This window comes from Acidovorax cavernicola (assembly GCF_003581445.1).
Window position 1 is genome coordinate 1 of sequence record NZ_QXMN01000291.1, and the last position, 760, is coordinate 760.

General features: G+C 65.5%; 1 protein-coding gene. It reads left to right on the forward strand.

Translation table 11 applies throughout. The annotated features are described in order from the left end of the window. Positions 1-760: VCBS domain-containing protein (locus tag D3H34_RS33215; RefSeq protein ID WP_205736879.1), on the forward strand; the 760-nt coding region annotated here is incomplete at both ends.

The window sequence follows — 760 nt, forward strand, 5'->3', positions numbered from 1 at the left end:
TGAAGACCGGCGAAACGCGCACCGAGACCTATACGGTCCAGGTCAGCGACGGCAACGGCGGTGTGGATACCCAGGACATCACGATCACCGTCACCGGTGACGATGATGGCGCAGTCATTACGCCGAACGCGCCCGGTTCGGACCAGGGCCAGGTGCAGGAAGATGTGACGCTGGTCGCGGGCGGCAAGCTCAACGTGACCGACCCCGATGCGGGCCAGGCAGTGTTTGTTCCCGTGGTGGCCCAGGCCGGCCAGTATGGCAACTTCAGCGTCGATGCCAGCGGCAACTGGACGTTCAACCTGAACAACGGCCTGGCCGCGGTGCAGGCGCTGGGCGTGGGCAAGAGCCTGACCGAAACCTTCACGGTCACGACCGCCGACGGCACCACGGGCAGCGTGCTTATCACCATCAACGGCACGAACGACCAGCCCGTGCTGTCGGGCGCGTTGACGGGGACGGTGGCCGAAGACGGCACCCAGACTGCGATCGGCCAGCTGGCGACCACCGATGTCGATGCCGGCGATACGCACAGCTACAGCGTCGTGGGCGCCAACACGGGCACCTACGGCAGCTTCAGCGTGGACAGCACCGGCCAGTGGACCTACCAGCTGGACAACGCCGCAGCGCAGGCGCTGAAGACCGGCGAAACGCGCACCGAGACCTATACGGTCCAGGTCAGCGACGGCAACGGCGGTGTGGATACCCAGGACATCACGATCACCGTCACCGGTGACGATGATGGCGCAGTCATTACGCCGAA